At 54.9% G+C, this 14,710-nt stretch carries 19 protein-coding genes; 9 read left to right on the top strand and 10 right to left on the bottom strand.

What is annotated here, in order from left to right; all coding sequences use genetic code 11:
- Positions 1-7: 7 nt before the first annotated feature.
- Positions 8-223, bottom strand: coding sequence for a hypothetical protein (locus A3220_RS06150; RefSeq protein WP_044629133.1), 216 nt, complete (start codon positions 221-223; stop codon positions 8-10).
- 150 nt (positions 224-373) lie between these two features.
- Between A3220_RS06150 and A3220_RS06145 the strand changes: the two genes are divergently transcribed.
- The 5 genes from A3220_RS06145 (at position 374) to A3220_RS06125 (ending at position 2,581) form a co-directional block, all read left to right on the top strand.
- Complete coding sequence (locus A3220_RS06145; protein WP_062373791.1) at positions 374-1,054, top strand: Bax inhibitor-1/YccA family protein; 681 nt, start codon at positions 374-376, stop codon at positions 1,052-1,054.
- A gap of 102 nt (positions 1,055-1,156) precedes the next feature.
- Positions 1,157-1,546, top strand: a complete 390-nt coding sequence (gene tusD, locus A3220_RS06140; RefSeq protein ID WP_062373788.1) for a sulfurtransferase complex subunit TusD — start codon at positions 1,157-1,159, stop codon at positions 1,544-1,546.
- 11 nt (positions 1,547-1,557) lie between these two features.
- Positions 1,558-1,923, top strand: a complete 366-nt coding sequence (gene tusC / locus A3220_RS06135) for a sulfurtransferase complex subunit TusC (RefSeq protein ID WP_062373786.1) — start codon at positions 1,558-1,560, stop codon at positions 1,921-1,923.
- A gap of 12 nt (positions 1,924-1,935) precedes the next feature.
- The gene (tusB, locus tag A3220_RS06130; RefSeq protein ID WP_044629129.1) at positions 1,936-2,226 is read left to right on the top strand and encodes a sulfurtransferase complex subunit TusB; all 291 of its coding nucleotides are present in this window, start codon (positions 1,936-1,938) and stop codon (positions 2,224-2,226) included.
- A gap of 4 nt (positions 2,227-2,230) precedes the next feature.
- The gene (locus tag A3220_RS06125) at positions 2,231-2,581 is read left to right on the top strand and encodes a TusE/DsrC/DsvC family sulfur relay protein (protein WP_062373784.1); all 351 of its coding nucleotides are present in this window, start codon (positions 2,231-2,233) and stop codon (positions 2,579-2,581) included.
- A gap of 15 nt (positions 2,582-2,596) precedes the next feature.
- On the opposite strand, the gene A3220_RS06120 is transcribed toward A3220_RS06125, so the two are convergent.
- Both A3220_RS06120 and A3220_RS06115 read right to left on the bottom strand, forming a co-directional pair.
- Entirely contained in the window at positions 2,597-3,229 is a 633-nt protein-coding gene (locus A3220_RS06120) for an XRE family transcriptional regulator (RefSeq protein WP_044629172.1), read from the bottom strand.
- A 69-nt stretch (positions 3,230-3,298) separates the two neighbouring features.
- Positions 3,299-4,240 carry a histone deacetylase family protein gene (locus A3220_RS06115; protein ID WP_062361180.1) on the bottom strand — a complete coding sequence of 314 codons (942 nt, stop codon included), beginning with the start codon at positions 4,238-4,240 and terminating at the stop codon, positions 3,299-3,301.
- A 106-nt stretch (positions 4,241-4,346) separates the two neighbouring features.
- Here A3220_RS06115 and A3220_RS06110 point away from each other — a divergent pair, with 106 nt between their 5' ends.
- Positions 4,347-7,094, top strand: a complete 2,748-nt coding sequence (locus A3220_RS06110; RefSeq protein WP_058577926.1) for a bifunctional acetate--CoA ligase family protein/GNAT family N-acetyltransferase — start codon at positions 4,347-4,349, stop codon at positions 7,092-7,094.
- 77 nt (positions 7,095-7,171) lie between these two features.
- On the opposite strand, the gene pdxH is transcribed toward A3220_RS06110, so the two are convergent.
- Positions 7,172-7,816: a pyridoxamine 5'-phosphate oxidase gene (gene pdxH / locus A3220_RS06105; protein WP_044629125.1), complete on the bottom strand. Its 645-nt coding sequence runs from the start codon at positions 7,814-7,816 to the stop codon at positions 7,172-7,174.
- A gap of 196 nt (positions 7,817-8,012) precedes the next feature.
- Between pdxH and A3220_RS18280 the strand changes: the two genes are divergently transcribed.
- Together A3220_RS18280 and A3220_RS18275 are read left to right on the top strand one after the other, a co-directional pair.
- Positions 8,013-8,321, top strand: coding sequence for a cytochrome b/b6 domain-containing protein (locus tag A3220_RS18280; RefSeq protein ID WP_354702728.1), 309 nt, complete (start codon positions 8,013-8,015; stop codon positions 8,319-8,321).
- Positions 8,287-8,700: a cytochrome b/b6 domain-containing protein gene (locus A3220_RS18275; protein ID WP_354702727.1), complete on the top strand. Its 414-nt coding sequence runs from the start codon at positions 8,287-8,289 to the stop codon at positions 8,698-8,700. The genes A3220_RS18280 and A3220_RS18275 overlap by 35 nt, the downstream gene beginning before the upstream one ends.
- A 6-nt stretch (positions 8,701-8,706) precedes the next feature.
- Here A3220_RS18275 and A3220_RS06095 read toward each other — a convergent pair whose 3' ends face one another.
- Genes A3220_RS06095 through A3220_RS06085 form a run of 3 tightly spaced genes read right to left on the bottom strand, consistent with a single transcriptional unit; the run spans position 8,707 to position 10,260 of the window.
- A complete protein-coding gene (locus A3220_RS06095) occupies positions 8,707-9,102 on the bottom strand; it encodes a DUF2069 domain-containing protein (protein WP_062373782.1) in 396 nt (131 codons plus the stop codon).
- Positions 9,099-9,725 (bottom strand): NAD(P)H:quinone oxidoreductase, encoded by a 627-nt coding sequence (gene wrbA / locus A3220_RS06090; RefSeq protein WP_062373779.1) that lies wholly within the window; start codon positions 9,723-9,725, stop codon positions 9,099-9,101. The genes A3220_RS06095 and wrbA overlap by 4 nt, the downstream gene beginning before the upstream one ends.
- Before the next feature lie 58 nt (positions 9,726-9,783).
- Positions 9,784-10,260, bottom strand: coding sequence for a gamma-glutamylcyclotransferase family protein (locus A3220_RS06085; RefSeq protein ID WP_062373776.1), 477 nt, complete (start codon positions 10,258-10,260; stop codon positions 9,784-9,786).
- Between the two features lie 147 nt (positions 10,261-10,407).
- Here A3220_RS06085 and smrA point away from each other — a divergent pair, with 147 nt between their 5' ends.
- Positions 10,408-10,998, top strand: a complete 591-nt coding sequence (smrA, locus tag A3220_RS06080) for a DNA endonuclease SmrA (RefSeq protein WP_044629121.1) — start codon at positions 10,408-10,410, stop codon at positions 10,996-10,998.
- A 57-nt stretch (positions 10,999-11,055) separates the two neighbouring features.
- Here the strand turns inward: smrA and A3220_RS06075 are convergent, their stop codons facing one another.
- The 3 genes from A3220_RS06075 to A3220_RS06065 all read right to left on the bottom strand — a co-directional run bounded on the left by A3220_RS06075 (position 11,056) and on the right by A3220_RS06065 (position 14,683).
- The gene (locus tag A3220_RS06075; RefSeq protein ID WP_044629120.1) at positions 11,056-11,598 is read right to left on the bottom strand and encodes a DUF934 domain-containing protein; all 543 of its coding nucleotides are present in this window, start codon (positions 11,596-11,598) and stop codon (positions 11,056-11,058) included.
- Positions 11,585-13,243, bottom strand: coding sequence for a nitrite/sulfite reductase (locus tag A3220_RS06070; RefSeq protein WP_062373774.1), 1,659 nt, complete (start codon positions 13,241-13,243; stop codon positions 11,585-11,587). Before A3220_RS06070 ends, A3220_RS06075 begins: the two co-directional genes overlap by 14 nt.
- A 120-nt stretch (positions 13,244-13,363) precedes the next feature.
- Positions 13,364-14,683, bottom strand: coding sequence for an MATE family efflux transporter (locus A3220_RS06065; protein WP_244154867.1), 1,320 nt, complete (start codon positions 14,681-14,683; stop codon positions 13,364-13,366).
- Positions 14,684-14,710 lie beyond the last annotated feature (27 nt).

Raw genomic sequence — 14,710 nt, 5'->3', positions numbered from 1 at the left:
GAGCTACTCAGCGCTGAGGCACGATGAGCACGCTGCCTTTAGCGTCTTCTCCAGCGGAGACCAAATAACCTTCAAAACTCTCGCCATTCAGGCCGTAAGTGATGTCTTTGCCGCTAGGGGTATAGCCATAGACCGTTGTGGAAAGTAATAAGGTGGAAAAGGTAAGGGCAGAAAGTGTAGAAATACCCGTTACTGAGAGGGGAGTGGGGATTTTAAAGCGCATTGTAGTGTCCAAGTCGATGTGGGAGTTAAAGCATGCCGAGAGGAGATGCGTAAAAACGTGCGAATTGCGTGGAAGACAAAGACTTGCGTCTGGAACTAGGTAACGGCATGCTTGTCCGTTGATAGTATGACTACTAGGGAGCATAGATACATGGCTTTTAACGATTCGAATATGGCGAGAACGCAAACCCATAGCGCGGTGAGCGGTGCCAGTGCTAACAAGGTTTTGCGCAATACCTACGCACTGTTGGCAATGACGCTGCTGTTCTCCGCAGTTACAGCGGGTGCCTCAGTGGCGATGGGCATCCAGCAGATGAATATCTTTGTATTCTTCATCGGTGCTTATGGCCTGATGTTCCTGGTTCACAAAACAGCTAACTCCGCAGTTGGACTGCTGTCGACCTTTGCGTTTACTGGCTTTATGGGCTTTACCCTGGGCCCAATTATTTCTGCGTACCTAACGTTGCCTAATGGCGGTGCGCTGATTATGAATGCGCTGGCTATGACCGGCCTGACGTTTATTGGCCTCTCTGCGGTTGCGTTGACCACGAAGAAAGATTTCAGCTTCCTCAGCAATTTCCTGATGGCAGGTGCCATCGTGTTGATTCTGGCGATGGTTGCAGGCATCTTCTTCAACATTCCTGCGCTGTCGCTGATGGTTTCTGCAGGCTTCGTGCTATTTGCGTCTGCCGCGATTCTCTATCAAACCAGCGAAATTGTGCACCGCGCTGGCGAGACCAACTACATCCTCGCTACCGTGACGCTGTACGTTTCTATCTACAATCTGTTCGTCAGCCTGCTGTCTATTCTGGGCATCATGAGCAACGATTGATTGGGTAGTAAGAACGCGATCACTTGATCGAAGTGACATCAATGACAGACCCTACTCAGTAGGGTCTGTTTTTTTTTCGTTGAATTGGCACGAGATGATGCAATGGAGTACGGCTTATTAGTCATGGGTGCCCCCTACACAAGTGCGGCACCTCATTCGGCACTGCGCTTTGCTAAAGCAGTGATCAGCCGAGGCCATCAAGTGGCGGGCGTATTCTTCTATCAAGAAGGGATTCATAACGCCTCCAGCTTAATGACACCTCCGCAGGATGAACTCAACATGCGCGACGCTTGGATAGCGCTGCATCATGAGCATGGCGTGATGCTGGACGTGTGCATTGCGGCGGCGCTGCGCCGTGGCGTAATGAGTGAAGCTGAGGCAAAACGCCATGGGCAAACGCACTTTAATCTGGATACGCCATTTGAGTTAACCGGGTTAGGGCAACTGCTGACGCTTCAGCAGCGTTGTGACCGTTTAATCACATTTGCCTAGGAGAGCGCCCAATGAGTCATGAACACGAGCGGCTAGTGATTATTCGCCATGCCCCCTATAGCTCCAATGCCTTGAGAGAAGGGCTAGATGTAGCGCTGGTCGCTGCGGCTTTTGGCCAAACGGTTAGTCTATTGTTTCTTGGCCAGGGAGTGCTGGCGCTTCTCAAAGAGCAGGCAGCCGGTGCGCCAGGACAAAAGGCAACGCTACCGACCATTGATATGCTGGAGATGTATGATATCGACCAGCTGCTAGTGCCTCAAAGCGCGCTGGATGCGTTGAACTTGCAAGCAGCCCAACTAGTGGATGGGGCCACGGTGGTGGCCGACGATACCTTACCCGCATTGGTACAGCGTTACTCCTATGTCATGAATTTTTAAACGGGCAGCGACATGTTACATATTCTGAACAAGCCCCCGCACAGCGAAGCGGCCGCGCAGATGCTCTCTATCGTTGCGGAGGGCGATGGTATTTTGCTGATTGAAGATGCCGTGCAGGCGTTACTGCATGCTGATTGGCAAGGTTGGGATGCGGCGGCTGATGTGAGCGTGTGTGTGCTAAAAGAGGATGCGGCTTCTCGCGGCTTAAGCGGAGCTGCGCTCAATAGCCAAGCAATCCTGGTGGATATGGAAGGCTTTGTCGAACTGACTGAGCAGCATACTAAGATTCTGTCATGGTACTAAATCAATGAGTGATGAAAATTTATACCGTTATCTTGATGCTAATAAACAAATCAAACTCGACCCTGAGGGCTATTTAGTAGAGCAAGGGGACTGGGACGAGGGGGTTGCCGATTTGTTAGCTAAGGATGAAGAGCTAACACTTACAGAGGAGCACTGGGAGCTCATTCGCGTGGTGCGGGATTTTTATGCCCGCTATGAAATGGCACCAGCGATGCGACCGCTAGTCAAAGCCACCAAGCAAGCATTAGGTGAGGAAAAAGGGCGCTCGGTCTATTTAATGAGCCTATTTCCCGGCAGCCCGCCGAAACGTTTGGCTCGTATTGCTGGGTTGCCGAAGCCGACGAACTGCTTGTAGTAAGCAACCTTAGCGCTAAACCAAATCCCCTCGGGTACACACCGATAGCACGACAGCATCGTCTTGGCTGGTAGAGACTAGGGCGTGGCCCATGTCACTATCGAAGTAGATGCTGTCGCCCTCGGCCAGTACCAGCGGCGCATAAAATTCTGTATAAAGCATGATGTCGCCGTGCAGCACCATCAAAAACTCTTCGCCATCGTGACGCACCCACTGGTGATACTCTTCGAAACTACGCGCCCGTACGATGGTTTTAAACGGAATCATGCGCTTTTGCGCAAGCTGATGGCCCAGCAGCTCATGCTCGTAGGTGGGAGTAGGGTGCAACTGCCCTTTTCCTTTCCGCGTGAGATCGCGCCTACCCATGGTGTAGCGTTCGCGTTTGGGTGGCGTAAAGAGTTGGGGCAGGTCGATATTGAGACCACTAATCAGTTTCTGCACCACGCTAAACGTCGGCGACACCTGATCGTTCTCGATTTTGGAGAGCGTGGAGCGAGCAATGCCGGTGCGCTGGCTCACATCTTCCAGCGTCCACTGATTGGCAAGGCGAATTTGCTTGAGGCGCTCGCCCAGGCGTAACGGCTCGACAAAAGGTTTGCGCCCTGACGCGATGCGCAGCGCTGCGTGCTCTTCAGAAGTGGCGGTCATAACGGTCACGTAGAATGGAGGCCAACATAGTGGCTGCATAGTACCACAGCTCCCTAACCGCGGGTGCGGCTAGGGAACATTGTTGAAGGGCAGGCCCAAGAGCGCTTTCAGGTGTGCTTCGGCACCGCTAGCCAATGACGTGGGGTTGTAGCCACCCTCCAACACAGACACGACTCTGTTATCGGCGTAGAGCGCCGCGATTTCCATAGCCAAGTGTGTTACCCAGTAGAAATCTTCATCCTCTAGGCAGATGTCGCCCATAGGGTCATCTTTATGTGCGTCAAAGCCTGCCGATAGCATCACGAGATCGGGTTTGAACGCGTGCAGTGCGGGCAGCCACTGATGCTCTATCACGCGACGGTACTCCTGACTTGCCGTGCCTACTTCTAACGGCGTGTTCACTACGTTCTGCCATTCGCTGCGCAGGTAACGCCACGGGTAGAAGGGGTACTGAAAGCTAGTGCAAATCAGTACTTCGGGGTCATTTTTAAAAATATCGATAGTGCCGTTACATTGATGCACATCAAAATCGAGAATGGCGATGCGCTTAGCGCCGTATTTGGCCTTTGCGTGAGCGGCTCCCACGGCAATGTTGTTGTAAAAGCAGAAGCCCATCGCATCCGCAGCTTCTGCATGGTGCCCAGGCGGACGAACGGCGCAAAATACGTTATCTGCCTGGCGTTTAAACACCTGATCAACACCACGCACGACTGCACCTGCGGCTACTCGTGCGGCTTTTAGGCTATCTGGGTTCATCATAGTGTCGCTGTCCAGCGTGACAATCCCCTCTTTGGGAAGGCACTTTTCCAGCGCATTTAGGTGGCGAAGGGGGTGTACTCTTGCCAAGGCCACATCGCAGGCTTCTTTCGCATCGGCTTGCATGGTTTGCTGCAATAGCCCAGAGAGTGATAGGCGCGCACGAATTGCCTCCAGCCGCAGTGGGCTTTCAGGGTGTTCTGGCCCCATGTGGTGCAATGCGCAGTCGGGGTGGGTAAGGTAGGCAGTGATCATGCAAGCGCTCCGATAACAATAAAGCTACCTTAATCGCCACGGGGACTTGCGCGACAGTGTCAATAAGTCGTACACAGTAGTCATTCACTCCAGGGGAGGCACATTCGTGAGCACACGTTTTTTGCATCATTTTTTCGAACCTCGTTCGGCGGCCGTGTTCGGTGCCTCTGAAAAGCCTGAGTCCTTGGGTGGTTTGGTTTTGGGCAACCTTCAAGAGGGTGGTTTTAGAGGTAAGCTCTGGGCCGTTAACCTCAAGGGCTACGAGACGGTGTTTGGCGTTGACTGTGTGCGTACGGTTGATGAGCTGCCGGAAGTGCCAGACCTTGCAGTAGTGTGTTCGCCTATTGAGGGCGTCCCCAAACTGATTAAAAAGCTCGGAAAGTTTGGCGTAAAAGCCGCTTTGGTGCTCTCTGGTGGGGCCTACCTTGACCGTGAAGAGGGCAGTAAAGGCTCTATTCGTCAACGCATGCTGCAAGCTGCCCGGGAGTCAGGCATTCGTGTGCTTGGTCCGGAGTGTATGGGGCTGATTGTGCCCGGCAAAAAGCTCAATGCCTCCTACGCCAGCCAGCCGGTTAAAGCCGGCAGGGTCGCCTACCTAGGCCAGTCAGGGATGCTGGCCAACGCGATGATCGACTGGGCAGCGGGTCGCGATGTTGGCTTCTCCCATTTGATTACCGTAGGGGACAGCGTTGATGTCCTGCTGCCTGATTTGATCGACTATGTGAACCAGTTTTCCCCTGCTCAGGCCATCTTATTGCACCTGGAGCGGGTAACGGATGCCCAGCACTTTATGACCTCCGTACGGGATGCTTCCCGTAACCGTTTGGTGGTGGCGATCAAAAGCGGCCGCACGCCGCAGTCGGATATTTCCAGCATGCCCCCTACACCGGGAATCGCCAATCGCGACGTGGTGTTCGATGCTGCTTTCGCCCGTGCAGGCGTGGTTCGGGTAAACGATTCGGATGAAATGCTCGATGCGCTGGAGACGCTATCACGCATGAAGCCACTACACGGCGACCGTTTGGCGATTGTTTCCAACGGGCTTGGGCCTGCCATGCTGGCCATCGATAAGCTGATTAGCGCGGGTGGCAAGCTCGCTGAGTTCAGCCCAGACACCCAGGCGGCTCTGCATAAAAGCCAAGTGGATATGAGTAAGCCGGGTGAAAACCCTGTGGACTTAGGCGGTAACGCGACGCCAGAGCGTTTTGTGGAGGCGCTGCAAATCGTCACCGCTGACCCTAATGTGGATGCCGTGCTGGTAGTGCATGCCCCCACGAGGTTAGCGCCTTCCCAGGTCACCGCCCAAGCGCTGATCGATCACCGTAAAACCTTTAAGCGTAATTTACTCACTAGCTGGATGGGCTTGAAAGAAGCGCTAAATGCTCGCCATGTCTGCAACCTGGCAGGGATTCCCACCTATACCTCGCCTGAAAAGGCAGTGAAGGCGTTTATGCACATGGTGGATTACCAGCGTGTGCAGGCGCTGCTGCATGAAATCCCCCCCAGCCTGCCGTTTTCTACCAGCCCGGAAATACGTGCAGAATGCCGAGCACTGATCAAGCAGGCAAAAGAGCAGGGCAGGCAGACACTCACCCACTCTGAAACCGCGCAAGTGTTGGAGGCTTACGGCATTCCTACCGCCACCAGCGCCTATGTGCACTCGCCAGAAGAGGCTTTGGTGGTCGCCGAGCGCTTTCCGGGGCCCAAGGCGCTGAAAGTGGTTCATGAGGGTAACTGCCGGCCTTATCGCTATCGCAAGCACCCGCATAAAATTTCCGCTGGGCTGCTGCAAGACTTGGAAACGCCGGAGCAAGTCGCTGAGGGTGTGCGGCGGTTAGGCGATAAAGTACAAGAGAAATTTCCCGAACACGCCATTCGTGAGTACTGCTTACAGCCCATGCAGCGTGGCAAACACTCTATGCAAATTTGTGCAGGCATCACACGGGACCCCGTGTTTGGGCCGCTGATCGTCTTCGGTATTGGCGGTTACAAGGTTAACGTACTTGCCGACCGCCAAGTGGCGCTGCCGCCGCTCAATATGAGCCTCGCCTCAGATGTAGTGGGCCGCACTCATGCGGCGTCATTGATTCGTGAGCACTCTGCCGACCCCGAGCGAGATATTCAGCACCTTTGCCAACTGCTGGTTAAGCTGTCACAAATGGCCTCTGACCTGACGGATCTGCGTGGTTTGGAGCTCAACCCGCTGCTGCTAAACCGTGACGGCATGCTGGCAGTCGATTTTGCGATGGATTTGGGGCACCCCGCACGCTTTGCGATCATGCCTTACCCGGAAGAGCTCAGGGAGTGGGTCACACTCAATAACGGCTGGCAGGTGGAGGTGCGGCCTATTCGCGCCGAGGATGCTCCGCTCATTACTACCTTCCACCGCCAGCTATCGGAAGAGAGCATTCGTTTTCGCTACTTCCACAACAAGTCGAACCTTACCCAGCGGGACCTCTCCATCCTGTCGCATATCAACTATGACCGGCAAATGGCATTTATTGCCGAGCATCAGCACGATGATGGCAGTAAGGAGATGCTGGGAGTGGTGAGGGTTTGGAATGATCCAGACAATATCCGCACTGAGTTCTCTATTATCATTCGGGATGATCTTCAGGGGCTGGGCATTGGCAGCCTGCTGATGAAGAAGATGATCGACTACTGCACCAGCATCGGCACGCTCGAAATGATCGGCAAGATCATGGTGGATAACCACCCGATGCGGGCACTGATGAAGCACCTTGGCTTCCGCTGTCGGTACAACATGGAAGAGCAGGTGATTGATGCAGTGTTACGGCTAAACGAACCCGACAGCGAGTGGCAACGGCACCGCTTGGAGAGCCAGCCGGATTAAGCCTAAGCCACGCTCAAACAAATGGCCTGCTGGAATACCGGCAGGCCATTTGTTGAATGACATGTCGCGCTAGATGATTAGGGCGCTAAACGGAACCGGCTCCACTCACCGCCATCACGGCGCTCATAGCGCAGGCGGTCGTGCAAACGGCTGGGTTGCCCTTGCCAAAACTCGATCATTTCAGGATTTACTCGGTAGCCGCCCCAATGGATAGGGCGCGGAATATCCTGGCCTTCGTAAGCCTGTTCAAAGCGCTTTTGACGCTCCTCAATCCAGTTGCGATCTGGAATGACCACGCTTTGGGTCGCGATCCAAGCCCCTAACTGGCTGCCGCGCGGGCGGCTGGCAAAATACTCGTCTGACTCTTCTGCAGACACTTGCTCCACTGGGCCTTCGATGCGTACTTGGCGTGATAAGGAGGGCCACCAGAACGTCAAGGCAGCATAAGGCACGTTGTTTAACTCGCTGCCTTTATAGCTATGGTAGTTGGTGAAAAACACCATGCCCTGCTCATCGAATCCCTTAAGCAGCACAACGCGTGCATGAGGACGACCCTGGCTGTCCACCGTGGCGAGGGTCATGGCATTGCCATCCTTGCCTTCGCTTTCCAGCGCTAAGCTGAACCACTCATCAAACATGACAAACGGGTTATCTGGGGTTTGCGCTTCTTCTAAACGTCCACCCTCATAGTCACGCCTGACGTCGGCAATCTTTCGTGTCATCGGTGAAGCTCCCTTGCAGTGATAAGTTGCATTATTGTCATATTCGCTGGTCTACCGATAAAGCTCAAGTGTTGTTCGGTTTGTGGTTGCAAACGATAAGAGCAGTAGCAAAGCGTTAGCAGGCGCGCTGAATCGTTCTATGAGAACACAGCAATAAATGAGAAACTCTACCAGTATGACGTTAGAGGATAGCTTGATGCAGAGTCGCACGACACGCATAGCCGTATGGGATAAGTTAATTCGTTTGTTTCACTGGTCCCTGTTGGCGGCGGTGGTGATTTCGTTTTACACCACCAAAACCACGGGGCAACCGTTTTTATTTCCTATCGAAGTGCATGCTCAGTCAGGCTACATCATTATTGGCCTGTTGGTATTTCGTTTTATTTGGGGGTTGGTAGGCTCGCCCTACGCTCGGTTTAGCACTTTTTTTATACGGCCCGAAGAAGACGGCCGGGTACGCCAAAGCGCTGATGACACGGCGTGCACCGCACTATGCAAGCCATAACCCGGTAGGCGGGTGGATGGTGGTGCTACTACTAGTGTCACTGGGTTTTCAAGCGCTCAGCGGACTATTTCTGAGCGACGATATTTTCTTTCAGGCACCGCTGTATGGGCTTTTGGGCCCATCAGTAGGTGACGTGCTGGCCCGGCTGCATTCGTTGAATAGCGACCTGTTGCTGATATTGATTGGTTTGCATCTGGTGGGTTTGGTTTGGCATACCCTGCAGGGCGAGCGCTTAGTACCCGCTATGCTGACGGGTATGAAGCGCTTTTCAAACGCGCCAGCGGATGAAAAGCCTGCCGCTTACCGTGCACAAAGGCGCTATGCGATTGGCGCGTTGCTGGTAGCAGCAGGCGTGAGTGGCTGGCTCTGGTTTTATTAGCAGTGGCTAGCCGTTAAGGCGCTGCTGGCGGCTACGAAAGCGCGCATAGCCCATGCAGCCGGTAAATAGCGCCAGAGCTACTAAGGCCTCCAGAACGCCGCGCATGCCTTGCCCCGGTAACGTGGCTAACATAACGCCTTGGGTGAAGTAGAGCAGGCTGACGAACGCAAGCCAAGCGTGCCCACGAGCTCTCTGGCCAATAATAGACGGCAAGAACAGCACCAGTGGAAGCACAAACGCCACGACTGGCCGCCAGTTAAACGTATCGCCCTGTACAAAGAATCCACGATAAATCACCAGTAGCAGTAGCAGCACAAAGCTGATGATTACTAACTGTCGTGCTTGTCGAGTTAATTTATCGAGCCCGTGTTTCTCCTCAAGCCCCTCTAACCACTGCCTCATGGTGTTTCCTCCAGGCGCATCTTGTGCATTGCCAGCGCTAGTTTCGCGAGCCGTTTACCTTGTGCCTTGCACAGAGCCCGTTCGTGCTCGTCTACCGGGCGATCACTGCGCGCCCCTGACACATGGCTAGCCCCGTAAGGCGTGCCGCCGTGCTGAGTGTTCAGCAGCTCGGTTTCACTGTAGGGAATGCCCGCATACACCATGCCGTGATGGAGTAGCGGTACCAGCATCGTCAATAGCGTGCTTTCTTGGCCGCCATGCAAGCTGGACGTGGAGGTGAAGGCGCTGGCGGGTTTATCAATTAACGCACCGTTCATCCAGAGGCTACTGGTGGTGTCGAGAAAATACTTTAACGGTGCTGCCATATTGCCAAACCGCGTCGGACTACCTAACGCTAGCGCGCTGCAGTGGCGCAAGTCATCCAGGTCTGCATAAACAGCCCCCTCCTCTGGGATCTCTGGATCCACCGCTTCACAGGTTGGCGACACTGCTGGCACGGTGCGCAAGCGCGCCTCAATACCAGGGATGCTTTCAACGCCCGCAGCTAGTTGGCGTGCCATGTCTGCAGTGGCTCCTGAACGGGAGTAATACAGAATTAATACGTACGGCGTGGCTTCACTCATGGCGTGTCCTAAACAGTAGGGGTGGCGACCGTCGGTGGGACTCTACGGCCACAAAAAACTAGTCGTATGTTACCAGAGCTATCCGGTGGGCAGGAGGGTGGATGTCGAGCTCACTTACCATGGGGAGTCGCACGTATACCCAGGCAGTACTACCATCCGCGAGTGTCTGTTCAACGCGTTCATAGCGAATGCCCAGCCGCTCGTAGCGGTCCAGCCGCTGCAAGGCCTCGGGCGAAACGGTCAGCAGTAGGCCATCGACATGACTGTCTGCGTTGCGGGAAAGATCCAGCCCTTGGCGTTCAAATCCGTCTAGGCGGGCAGGCTTAGGCGAGCCTGAGGTGCCCATCACCACCCATCGAATGGGCAAGTAACGTAGCGTGCCATAAACAAAGACCTGGTGCGTGCGCTGTTCGATGTCCGGCAGCTCTTCCGGGCGTTCGTAGAACCATGGGCTAAGCATGGTCAACCATAGCCAAGTGGCCACTCCCATTAGGCAGAGTAGCGAGACTACCACTGACCGCTTTAACCAAATCATGCTGATGTCCTAGGCAACGAATGGCTATCTAGGGTGAAGAACTGACCGCCGTAAGACAAGTCTTAAGCAGTGTCGGTGATTTTGCTACGATAAGCATCGTCGCTTAGGCATCAGACTAAGCATCGGACCCTATCGGAGGAGCCTGTTATGAGCCAGTCACTTCGTGATGAGATGGATTTCCGCGCACTCGTTGGCGATGTGAAGCCACTTCCCCAGCGTAACCGTGCAGACACAGGCCCCCAACGTCAACGGCCCTCAGAAGCCCAGCTGGCCAGACGTGAAAGCGCTGCAGAGCGCTTAGATGAGCGTAATTTTTTATCCGACGACTTTGTTGATCTGCTGCCCCCGTTTGATCCTATTGAGTTTCGCCGAGAGGGCATTCAACAAGGGGTCGTCGATAAATTAAAGCACGGTGGCTACAGTGTGCAGGCGCAACTGCACATGCTACGGCGCCCGCTGGCAGAGTGCCGGCGAATGCTGTTTCCCTTCATCCAAGAGGCCTATGCGCACGACCTGCGCTCGGTATTAATCGTTCACGGCCGTGGGCGGGAGCTGGATAGCCCGGCCAACGTACTGCGCTCTTATATTGCCAAGTGGCTCACTCAGTTTGATGAGGTGCAAGCCTATGTATCGGCTCAGCCCTCCGAAGGGGGATTAGGCGCAACCTGGGTGATGCTGCGTAAAAGTGATCGCGCCAAAGCCAATAATCGCGAGCGCCAGCAGAAACGGCGTGGTTAAACCAAAAACGCCGACAAGGGCTGGCCCCTGTCGGCGTTTGTAGTGCAGTAGAGCGGTTTAATGGCTAGCCGTTAAACGCTTTTCAAATAGCGCTTGGCGCTCTTCAACGTCGGTTTGGTAACGTACGCTAAAGGCGTTCAGAGCGCGAAGGGCATCCTCTGGATGCTGGTCATCACGCAGTGCCATGGCGGAGAAACCACAGCGGCGCATGTAATCCAACTGATCCACCAGCACATCGCCAACCGCACGAATTTCGCCTGTATAGCCATAACGCTCGCGCAGCAGGCGAGCGATGGTGTAGCCGCGACCATCGGTGAATGCCGGAAAGTCTACGGCAATGGCAGAAGCGCCTTTCAACGTGCTGCCAAGCTCGGTAGTGAGTTCAGTGTCACTCGTGAGCAGGGGGGCGAGTTCGTTGTCGTCCTGGTTCGCCTGCCATAGCGCCAGTGGAACAAACGCAGGGCGCTGCTCGGGTAGCGCCTCGGCATCGTATGAGACACACCAGGCATTTTCAGCGGCCAGCTCACCGTTTTCAATTAAATGATCTACATGAACCGGGGTTTGTTCAACCACTTCGGTTTGGGTGTCATTGCTGGGCATAAACACGCTCCTTAAAGGGTTTTAGGCCAATGCGGCGATAAGTATCCAAGAAACGCTCATCTTCGTGACGCTCGGCCACGTAGACTTCCAGCACTTTCTCAACCACGCCCGGCACGTCTTCACGGAAGAAAGAGGGGCCCAAGATTTTACCCAGTGAGGCATCATCGGTGGAGTTACCGCCAATCGAGATTTGGTAGTACTCTTCGCCTTTCTTGTCGACCCCCAAAATACCAATGTGGCCGACGTGGTGGTGACCACAGGCGTTCATGCAGCCTGAAATGTTCAGGTCCAGCGGGCCAAGGTCGTAAAGGAAGTCTAAGTCTTCAAACCGCTCTTGAAGCGCCTGGGCAATTGGAATAGAGACCGCATTGGCAAGGGCGCAGTAGTCGCCACCGGGGCAGCAGATAATGTCGTTCAGCGTGCCAACCGTGGGGTTGGCCATGCCGAGCGCGTCCAGCTCTTTCCACAGCGCTTCTAGCTCGTCAACCGGCACATCTGATAGCACCAAGTTCTGCTCGTGAGTAACACGCACTTCACCAAAGCTGTAGCGGTCAGCCAAATCAGCAACGGCTTCCATCTGGTCAGCGGTGACATCCCCCGGTGCGTGCTCACGGCGCTTCAGCGACAGCGTGACGGCTTTGTAGCCCGGCACTTTGTGGTCGGTCACGTTATTGGTCACAAAGCGCGCAAAGCTGCGGTTTTCACTGCGTAGCTTGTCGAAATCTTCCGTGGCGCTCGCTGCTACCGGGCGACGCTCGGGTTCAGGGAAGTGCACCTTGGCTGCCTCGACCGCTGCTTGGTTAAGGGTCTGCGGGCCATCTTTCAGGTAGGCCCACTCTTCATCAACCCGGCGGCGGAATTCTTCAATGCCTAGCGCTTTCACCAATATCTTAATGCGCGCCTTGAACTTGTTGTCCCGGCGGCCGAACTGGTTGTAAACCCGTACGCAGGCTTCAAGATACGTCAGCAGGTGCTGCCAGGGCAGGTCTTCGCGCACCACATCGCCAATCATGGGCGTGCGGCCCAGACCACCACCGGCCAGCACTTTAATGCGCAGCTCGCCGTCATCGTTGCGCCACAGGCGCAGGCCAATATCGTGCACTTGAATAGCCGCGCGATCTTGGGCAGCACCGCTCACGGCAATTTTGAATTTGCGTGGCAGATAGGCGAATTCCGGATGCAGGGTAGACCACTGACGAATAAGCTCGCACCAGGGGCGTGGGTCTTCCACTTCATCGTTGGCAATACCAGCAAACTGGTCGCTAGTGGTGTTACGAATGCAGTTGCCGCTGGTTTGAATAGCGTGCATCTGTACTTTGGCCAGCTCAGCTAAGATATCTGGCACGTCTTCCAGCGCAGGCCAGTTGAGCTGCAGGTTTTGGCGCGTCGTAAAATGACCGTAGCCGCGGTCGTAGCGGCGGGTGATATCGGCCAGTGCACGCAGTTGGGCGCCTGCTAGCATCCCGTAAGGGATGGCAATGCGCAGCATGGGCGCGTGCTTTTGAATATACAGGCCGTTTTGCAGCCGTAGCGGGCGAAACTCTTCTTCTCCCAAACGTCCAGCTTGGTAGCGTTCCATCTGATCGCGGAACTGAGCTACGCGCTCCTCAACCAGCGTTTGGTCGTGAATATCATAACGGTACATGGGGCACGATCCTGCTAAAAGCGAAATGGTCACGTCGAGACGGACGGTAATGTGCCGTCACCTTAACGCGGGCGTCATATTCTACAAAAGAATATATAATTATCTTTTTATCGTTAAATGCTATTTAGAAGCATCAATCTTAAAGCCGTGGGCTAGCCAGCGGCGTCGCTGCCATACCCACAAAAAGCTGCTGGAGTTGAGAAGCCGGTAAAAGAGCTGCGACAACCATACACCGACAAGGCCATAGCCAAGCCAAATGCCCACCCACCAGGCCAGCGGCAAAAAGAGTAGCCACTGCATGCCCAGCGTCAGCAGCATGACGGTACGCTGCGCACCTGCGCCCATCAATGCCTGCGCCAGCACCAGCGCGGCAGCATCAAGCACAATCATCAAGCCGGTGATTTGCAGCGGCAGTCTCCCCAACTGCACCAGCGACTCATCGGTAAAGAAGATGCTTAAAATGGGCTCGGGCATAACAAGCATGGGTAACGCTAAAACAGTCAGCAGCATACCGGCAACACTTAACGCGTCAATGCCCCAGCGGTGGGCGGCCTGTTGATCGTCGCGGCCTAGGGCCTCGCCTACAAGGCTCATGGCGGCCACGCCAACGCCGACTCCCGGCAAAATCAGTAAGAGAGATAAATTCACCAGCACATGGCCCACGGCCACGCTGGATGTACCTAACTGGCCCAGCAGCCAAAACAGCACCACGTAGCCTGCGGCAAACCATAGCTGCTGTAGCGAGTGGGGAAGCGCGAGCTTCAGAGCAACCTTCACGCCATGCCATGGAGGCAAGAGGCGAGTTAGCGGAGGGCATTGTCGCCACGTAATGACAGCCCAGATGAATAACCCGAGCAGAAGCGACAGAGTGGTGCCGATAGCGGCGCCGTTCACGCCTAATGCTGGTAACCATCCAACACCGTAAATCAGCGCCGCGCTGAGGGCGACGTTCACAACATGCACGAACACGATAATACGCAGATAAAGGTGCGTCTGCTGCAATCCATTCCAGTAGCCGCGCAGGCAAAGAGTCAGCGCAATCACCGTGAGCGCTACAACGCGCCAGCGGAAGTACTCAAGGGCAATCTGCGTTACCTCCTTCGAGGGCGCGATCAGTTGGATGAGGGCTGGTGCTTGCCACCAAGCAAGGCATGAGAGCGGCAGGCCAATGGCTAAGCTAATCATTAATCCAGCTCGAAGCGGCTGGGTAGTGAATGGCTGGTCAGTGCAAGCTTTTTCAACACCTGAAGCATGGGCGGTTTGCGACTGCACGCTGGAGGAGAGCCCAAAGACCAGTGCCGTCATCATAAACATGGCATAACCGCCGATGCCTACGCCCGCCAGAGCCTCTTGGCCTAGATGGCCGATCAGCGCAGCATCAATCAGGTTGAGCACGCTCTGGGAGAGCATGCCCAACATAATAGGGAAGGCCAAACGCATGACCTTTCCCTGGCGATGAACCACTGG

It is taken from the genome of Halomonas sp. KX33721 (assembly GCF_001596805.1).
Lineage (GTDB): Bacteria > Pseudomonadota > Gammaproteobacteria > Pseudomonadales > Halomonadaceae > Vreelandella > Vreelandella aquamarina.
The sequence above is the reverse complement of the archived record's forward strand: the minus strand, read 5'-3'. Positions and strand labels throughout refer to the sequence as shown.